General features: G+C 62.6%; 1 protein-coding gene. It reads left to right on the top strand.

The window, feature by feature from the left end; translation table 11 throughout:
• On the top strand, positions 1-235 hold a 235-nt coding region (locus OH705_RS28775; protein WP_267303642.1), incomplete at both ends, for an AMP-binding protein.

Here is a 235-nt window from a genome sequence, read left to right as displayed (position 1 = left end):
GGCGACATCGCGTTCCTGCAATACACCGGTGGCACCACGGGCGTCGCCAAGGGCGCCATGCTGACGCACCGCAACCTCGTCGCGAACATGCAGCAAGCCGGCGTGTGGGTCGGCACCGGGCTGGACTACGGCAATGAAGTGATCATCACCGCGTTGCCGCTCTACCATATCTTCGCGTTGACGGCGAACTGCCTGGTCTTCATGAAACTCGGCGGCCTCAACCACCTCATCACCA

It is taken from the genome of Pseudomonas sp. BJa3 (assembly GCF_026343815.1).
GTDB classification, from domain to species: Bacteria; Pseudomonadota; Gammaproteobacteria; order Pseudomonadales; family Pseudomonadaceae; genus Aquipseudomonas; species Aquipseudomonas soli.
This window is presented reverse-complemented; position numbering and strand designations above follow the sequence as displayed.